Annotated in this window: 5 protein-coding genes and 1 tRNA gene; 2 read left to right on the forward strand and 4 right to left on the reverse strand. The window is 70.5% G+C overall.

Annotated features, from left to right (window positions below; translation table 11 throughout):
• On the reverse strand, positions 1–2974 hold a 2974-nt coding region (gene hrpA / locus ACLN58_RS16275), incomplete at its 3' end, for an ATP-dependent RNA helicase HrpA (RefSeq protein WP_415856300.1).
• A 118-nt stretch (positions 2975–3092) separates the two neighbouring features.
• Between hrpA and ACLN58_RS16280 the strand changes: the two genes are divergently transcribed.
• Positions 3093–3797 carry a DJ-1/PfpI family protein gene (locus ACLN58_RS16280; protein WP_415856301.1) on the forward strand — a complete coding sequence of 235 codons (705 nt, stop codon included), beginning with the start codon at positions 3093–3095 and terminating at the stop codon, positions 3795–3797.
• Between the two features lie 76 nt (positions 3798–3873).
• On the opposite strand, the gene ACLN58_RS16285 is transcribed toward ACLN58_RS16280, so the two are convergent.
• A tRNA-Arg gene (locus tag ACLN58_RS16285) sits at positions 3874–3946 on the reverse strand.
• A 200-nt stretch (positions 3947–4146) separates the two neighbouring features.
• On the opposite strand from ACLN58_RS16285, the gene ACLN58_RS16290 reads away from it, so the two are divergent.
• Complete coding sequence (locus ACLN58_RS16290; RefSeq protein ID WP_415856302.1) at positions 4147–4356, forward strand: hypothetical protein; 210 nt, start codon at positions 4147–4149, stop codon at positions 4354–4356.
• 6 nt (positions 4357–4362) lie between these two features.
• Here ACLN58_RS16290 and ACLN58_RS16295 read toward each other — a convergent pair whose 3' ends face one another.
• Both ACLN58_RS16295 and ACLN58_RS16300 read right to left on the reverse strand, forming a co-directional pair.
• Positions 4363–4605: a DUF2630 family protein gene (locus tag ACLN58_RS16295; protein ID WP_415856303.1), complete on the reverse strand. Its 243-nt coding sequence runs from the start codon at positions 4603–4605 to the stop codon at positions 4363–4365.
• A 71-nt stretch (positions 4606–4676) separates the two neighbouring features.
• The gene (locus ACLN58_RS16300) at positions 4677–6209 is read right to left on the reverse strand and encodes an oxidoreductase (protein ID WP_415856304.1); all 1533 of its coding nucleotides are present in this window, start codon (positions 6207–6209) and stop codon (positions 4677–4679) included.
• Between the last annotated feature and the right edge of the window lie 116 nt (positions 6210–6325).

Consider the following 6325-nt stretch of genomic DNA (forward strand, 5'->3'; position numbering starts at 1 on the left):
CGTGCCGCGTCGCGGGGGCGAGCTGTTCCTGGAGCGCGGCGAGGTCCTTGCCGGAGCCGAGGACCTTCCCGCGCGAATCGACCACGCTGAACGAGACCTTGAGATGCTCCGGCACGGCGTCCCAATTCCACGATCCGGGGGGCACGATCTGGCCCTTGAGCCGCCGGAGCACGAGTTCGAGTGACGGCTCGAGGTCGTCTCGCTCGGGGTCGAAGTCCGTGCCGAGCGCCGCGACCGCCTGCCGCGCGACGTCCGGCGCGGGCACGAAGTTCTTCCGGATCTGCTTGGGCAGCGACTTGATGAGCGCGGCGACGAGGTCCGTGCGCTGGCCCGGGATCTGCCAGCGGAACGGCTCGGGGTCGAGCTGATTGAGGAACAGCACCGGCACCTCGGCCGTCACGCCGTCGGTCGGGTCCGGGGTGCCGCCGGGCGCCACGGGTTGGAACTCGTAGCTGAGCGGGAGCTCGAACGAGCCCTGACGCCACACGGTTGGGTACGCGGCGTCGTCGAGCCCGCCGGCCTTCTCGCTCAGGAGGAGGGCCCGGTCGAAGTCGAGCAGCTGGCCGTCCGCCTGGCGGGCCTTCTTCCACCACGCGTCGAAATGCCGTTCCGAGACGACCGTGGCCGGGACCCGCGCGTCATAGAAGTCGAAGAGCGCCTCGTCATCCACCCGCAGGCCGCGTTGGCGCGTGCGGGCCTCGAGCTCGTCGACCTCCTCGAGGAGCGCACGGTTGCGCCTGAAGAAGGTGTGGTGCGTCCGCCAGTCGCCTTCGACGAGCGCGTGCCGGATGAACAGCTCACGCGCGAGCACCGGATCGACCCGGCCGAAGTTGATTCGCCGCTGCGGGACCACCGGAACGCCGTAGAGCGTGACCTTCTCGTATGCCATCACGGCGCCCGTGCGCTTGGACCAGTGCGGCTCCGAGTACGTGCGCTTGACGAGGTGCGGAGCCACGAGCTCGGCCCACTCGGGATCGATCTTCGCGGCCGTCCTGGCCCAGAGCCGGCTCGTCTCGACGAGCTCGGCCGCCATGACGTACGTGGGGCTCTTCTTGAACAGGGCCGAGCCCGGGAAGATCGCGAAGCGCGTCCCGCGGGCGCCCGCATATTCGCGCTTGCGCTCGTCGAGGAGTCCGATGTGACTCAGGAGGCCCGCGAGCAGGGACTGGTGCACGGCGTCGTGCTTGCCCACGGGGTCGGTGTCGCGGCCCTGCCCGAGGCTGATGCCCAGCGGACGCGCGAGCTGCCGAAGCTGCTGGAAGAGCTCCTGCCACTCGCGCACGCGGAGGTAGTTGATGAACTCGGCCCTGCAGAGCCGGCGGAATGCCGAGGAGGAGAGCTCGCGCTGCTGCTCCTGCAGGTAGTTCCACAGGTTGAGGTAGGCCGAGAAGTCCGAATTCTCGTCCCTGAAGCGCGCGTGCTTCTCGTCGGCCTGCTGGCGTTTCTCCGTGGGCCGCTCGCGCGGGTCTTGGATGGTGAGCGCGGCGGCGAGGACCATGACCTCCCGTGTGCAGTCGCGCCGCGCCGCCTCGACGATCATGCGGCCAAGGCGCGGATCGACTGGGAGCTGGGCGAGCTGATGGCCGACGGCGGTGAGCGCGCCTCTTTGCCCCTTGGCATCCTGGCCATCGGCCAAGGCGCCGAGCTCGCGGAGGAGGGTCACGCCGTCGTTGATCGCGCGGCTCTCCGGGGGCTCGACGAACGGGAATGCCTCGACGTCCTTGGGCCCGCGCGCGATGCCCATCGCCGTCATCTGCAGGATCACTGCCGCGAGATTCGTGCGGAGGATCTCGGGGTCCGTGAACTCGGGGCGGGAGAGGTAGTCCTCCTCCGAGTAGAGGCGGATGCAGATCCCGTCGGAGACGCGGCCGCAGCGGCCGGCGCGCTGGTTCGCCGAGGCCTGCGAGACGCGCTCGATCGGGAGCCGCTGGACCTTTGTGCGGTGGGAGTAGCGCGAGATGCGGGCCGTGCCCGTGTCGATGACGTACTTGATGCCGGGCACGGTGAGCGAGGTCTCGGCGACGTTCGTCGCGAGGACGATCCGCCGTCGTCCGCCGGGCGTGAAGACGCGGTGCTGCTCCCCGAGGGAGAGGCGAGCGAACAGCGGGAGGATCTCCGCGTTGGCGAGCACCCGGTTCCGCTGGATGCGCGCGGCGAGCGCGTCCGCGGCGTCGCGGATCTCGCGCTCGCCCGAGAAGAAGATGAGGATGTCGCCCGGGTCCTCGCGCGAGAGCTCGTCGACGGCGTCGCACACCGCGTCGAGCGGGTCGCGGTCGTCTTCGAGGGCGTCGTCGGAGCGGGCGACGGCGGATTCGTCGTCGTCGGCGGAGCCGGTGGCTGCGCCCGCGTCGGCGGTCAGGGGGCGGTAGCGGATCTCGACTGGGAACGTGCGGCCGGACACCTCGAGGATGGGCGCGGGCTCGGCGGTGCCGTCCGGGAGCTCGCGCGCGAAATGCCGCGCGAAGCGCTCGGGATCGATCGTGGCCGAGGTGATGATGACCTTGAGGTCCGGGCGCTGCGGGAGGACCCGCTTGAGGTACCCGAGGATGAAGTCGATGTTGAGGCTGCGCTCGTGGGCCTCGTCGATGATGATCGTCGAATAGCGTCGCAGCAGGCGGTCGCGCTGGATCTCGGCCAGCAGGATGCCGTCGGTCATGAGCTTGACCCTCGTCTGCGGGCCGACCTCGCCCGTGAACCGGACCTGGAAACCGATCTCCTGGCCGAGCTCGACGCCGAGTTCCTCCGCGATGCGCTCGGCGACCGTGCGCGCCGCGAGGCGTCGCGGCTGGGTGTGCCCGATGAGCCCCTTGTCCCCGAGGCCGAGTTCGAGGCACATCTTGGGGATCTGCGTGGTCTTTCCCGAGCCGGTCTCGCCCGCGATGATCGTCACCTGGTTCGCGGCGATGGCTTCCATGAGCTCTTCGCGCCGCTCGGAGACGGGGAGGGCGCTGGGATACGTGATCGTCAGGGACATGGCTGATCCAGTCTAGTGGGGCCGGAGGACGTGGTGGCCGCCGTCATTGGGAGGCGGTAGAAGCGGACGCCGGCGGCTGCGGACACTTCCTGTCCGCTGGCGGGCCTAGCCTCGGACCATGGGCGATGTGAGCGGACAGAATCAGACCGAATCGACGGCGGGACCAGGCCTCGCGGGCGGGCCACTCCGGGTGCTCGTCTACCTCCCGGAGGGCATGGCCGACTGGGAGGTCGGGTACCTCATGAGCGAGCTGCGGCAGCACGACCTCACCGAGCGATCGGCCGAGCTGACGACGGCGACGGCGGGCGGCGGTGCGGTGACGAGCATGGGCGGCCTTCGCGTCACACCGGACGCGGCGCTCGCCGACGTCGAGGGCCAGGCGTTCGACGCGCTTGTCCTGTGCGGCGGGACCACCTGGTACGACGACGCCGCGAACGTCGCCGCGCTCGAGCTCGCCGCCCGGCGCAAGGCATCGGGTCAGCTCGTCGCCGCGATTTGCGGCGCCGTCGACGCCCTTGGCGGTGCCGGGCTGCTCAACGACACCGAGCACACCGGCAACGAGCTCAGGCAGCTCGAGAAGTGGCCGGGCTATCGGGGCAGCGCGAGCTTCGTGCGCGAGCCGCACGCTGTGCGGGGGCGCACACCGTCTGGGGGCATCATTGTGACGGCGGGTTCCTGGGCGCCGACGGATTTCGCCGCGGCAGTCCTAGCCGAGCTGGGGGCGCTGTCGCCGGTGCGCGCGGAGCTCTGGCTTCGGTTCTGGCAGGGACGGGAGGCGTCCGCGCTCTACACGCTCTTCGGGATGGAGACTCCCGCGACTTAGCGGGGCCGGTCGGGGTTATCCGTGCCCGAGAAGTGAAGGGCCCCGCCGACTGAGTCGGCGGGGCCCTTCACTTGGGTGCCCTCGATAGGATTCGAACCTACGGCCTTCTGCTCCGGAGGCAGACGCTCTATCCCCTGAGCTACGAGGGCCCGGGTGTTCCGAGGAGCAGAAGCCTGCTCCCGATCGAACTCATCGAGCTTATCAGGTGGCCACCCTGACCGTGCAAACCGGCTCACTCGGGGAGGGGTTCCCCGCCCAAGTCTCCGTTCTTGCGTCATCTCGGCCCCTCCAGTGGCTCTTGACAGTGGAAGAAGCCACAGATGAGAGAGCGGGAGAAGACCTCATGGGCATGAGATCGAGCAGCGTTGCCTTGCCCCGGACGGAGAAGCGCTATCTGGTGGGAGCGGGAATCGTGGGCCTGGCCATTGTGGCCGGAGTCGCGGTGTCGGGCCGCTGGTGGCCGGTAGCGTCCGGCGTGGCCGTCATGGTCGTTGCCATCGCGGGACTCATCGTCATCGGGCGCCGGCCGCGCGGAAGGCACCGGCTCCCGCGCGGCTAGCCGGGGTCAGTCGAGGTAGTTCTCCACGACGTCCGCGGACCGGACCGAGGCCTCTGAGGGGTTTTCGCCGTACTGGCGCTTCGCGCGCCGCTGGCGCATGAGGTCCCAGCACTGGTCGAGCTGCGTTTCGACCGAGCGGAGCCGCCGTTGCTCGTCACCGGGCGTGATCTCGCCGTCGCTCACGGCCGAGCGGAGCCGATGCTCCTCGTCGATGAGCTCCTTGATGCGGGCGTGGATGTCTTGGTCCATGGTCGCTCCTTCTGGGTGGGACGTGCTCGGAGGCCAGCCTACGCCGGAAGTGCGCCCCTCAACTTCGAGAATCAGTAGCCGGAGAACGCGTCGCGGCGGACGTGGCGTGCGCCTGCCGCGCGCAACGCCGGGCCAACGCCTCCCACGAACGACGGCGGCCCGGAGACGTAGGCGGTGCGCTCGCCGATGTCCGGGACGAGCTCCCGGAGGCGCTGCGGGGTGAACGGCGCCGCGCCGGCGTCCTCCGCGAAGTCGGGCACCGCCCCGCCGTCGGACGTTCTCACGACGACGCGCGCCCGCGACGCCCTGAGGACGCCTGCAAACGCGAGCTCCTCGCGGGTCGAGACCGAGACGAGGACGACGACGTCGCGCGCCTCGCCGGAAGTCTTGAGGGCGCGCAGCATCGACGCGAACGGTGTGAGGCCGATCCCGCCCGCGACGAGAAGCACCGGGACGTCCAGATCGCGGGGAAGCACGAAGTCGCCACCCACGGCGGCGGCCCACACGCGTCGGCCGGGCTCGAGGTCCAGGAGGACCTGCTTCGCGGGCGAGACGGGCGGTGCCGTGCTGACGCCGAAGGCCACGACGTCCGAGGAGGGCGCGCTCGTGAAGCTGAACGTGCGCCGTCGTCCCGCCCAGGCGCCGCCCGCGTGGGGGAGTGAGAGCTCGGCGTACTGCCCCGGAAGGAAGCGGGCAGCTCGAGTCGGGACGAACACGAACTCGTGCGACGTCGGCGTGAGCCGCCGCCGCTCGACGAATCTCAGGTCGAGGCCCTGCGAGAGGCCGAACGCGAACGCGAGGAGGTTGCCGATGAGCAGCGCGGTCTCCGGCGAGCCCGAGACCGGTCCGAGGCTGAACGGCAGCGCGTACGCTGCCGCGATGAAGGCCGAGTAGGCGTACTGATAGCGCCGGCGGCCGGGCATGGTGAGCGGCTCGGACAGCATGAACCCCGCGAAGAACACGAGCGGCCCCTGAGCGATCGCCTGCACGATCGCTCCCACGGGGAGGCTGCCCACGGTCGCGAACACGGCCGCGGTGAGGGCCAAGCCGACCGCCGCGAACACGCCGGCCATCGCGAGCCGCTGGACGCGGTACAGCACGAGGAGCGCGCCGGGCACCACGGCCCACAGCATCGCGGGCGTCCCCGCCCACCACGTCGCGGCGCCCCAGCCAGTGAGCGCGACCGCGAACGCCCCGAACGCCGCGGGATTGAACACGTGCCGGGCGCGGAACGCGAGGACGTACTTCGAGACGGCGGCGAGCACGCACGCGAGCGCCGTCACCGCGAGGTCGAGCGGGGCGAGGCTCGGCCAGAACAGGAAGTAGACGAGCAGGCCGGTCACGAGGGCGGACTCGGAGTGCGGGCGCACGCGGAAGATCGCCGAGACGCCGCGGTTCGCGCCGTACGAGACGGCGAGGCACATCACGAGGGATGCAAGCATGGCCGGGATCCCGAAGCGTAGCCAGCCGAGGACGTTGAGCACGAGGGTGTACAGCACGAGGACCGCGAGCACGCTCAGCACGAGCCGATACGAGCTCACGCGGCCGAGCGCCGCGTCGACGCGCACTTTGGCGGCCGCGGGGGCGGTGAGAACCGGCGTCATGAGAAGAGTCCTTCGAGGAAGGCGGGGCTGCCCTCGGCGTGTCCGTCCGAGAAGACCTGGAGCCATTCCGGCGCGCCGTCCGGGCCGGCGAACTCGGCGGCGAGGTTGGGGCCCCG

The organism is Sinomonas sp. G460-2, assembly GCF_047759905.1.
Lineage (GTDB): Bacteria > Actinomycetota > Actinomycetes > Actinomycetales > Micrococcaceae > Sinomonas.

What these genes read in the sequence shown, in the direction of transcription:
- ACLN58_RS16295 (WP_415856303.1), bottom strand. Translation starts at nt 4,605, where the DNA reads ATGGACCAAGACATCCACGCCCGCATCAAGGAGCTCATCGACGAGGAG.
- ACLN58_RS16300 (WP_415856304.1), bottom strand. Translation starts at nt 6,209, where the DNA reads ATGACGCCGGTTCTCACCGCCCCCGCGGCCGCCAAAGTGCGCGTCGAC.
- ACLN58_RS16290 (WP_415856302.1), top strand. Translation starts at nt 4,147, where the DNA reads ATGAGATCGAGCAGCGTTGCCTTGCCCCGGACGGAGAAGCGCTATCTG.
- ACLN58_RS16280 (WP_415856301.1), top strand. Translation starts at nt 3,093, where the DNA reads ATGGGCGATGTGAGCGGACAGAATCAGACCGAATCGACGGCGGGACCA.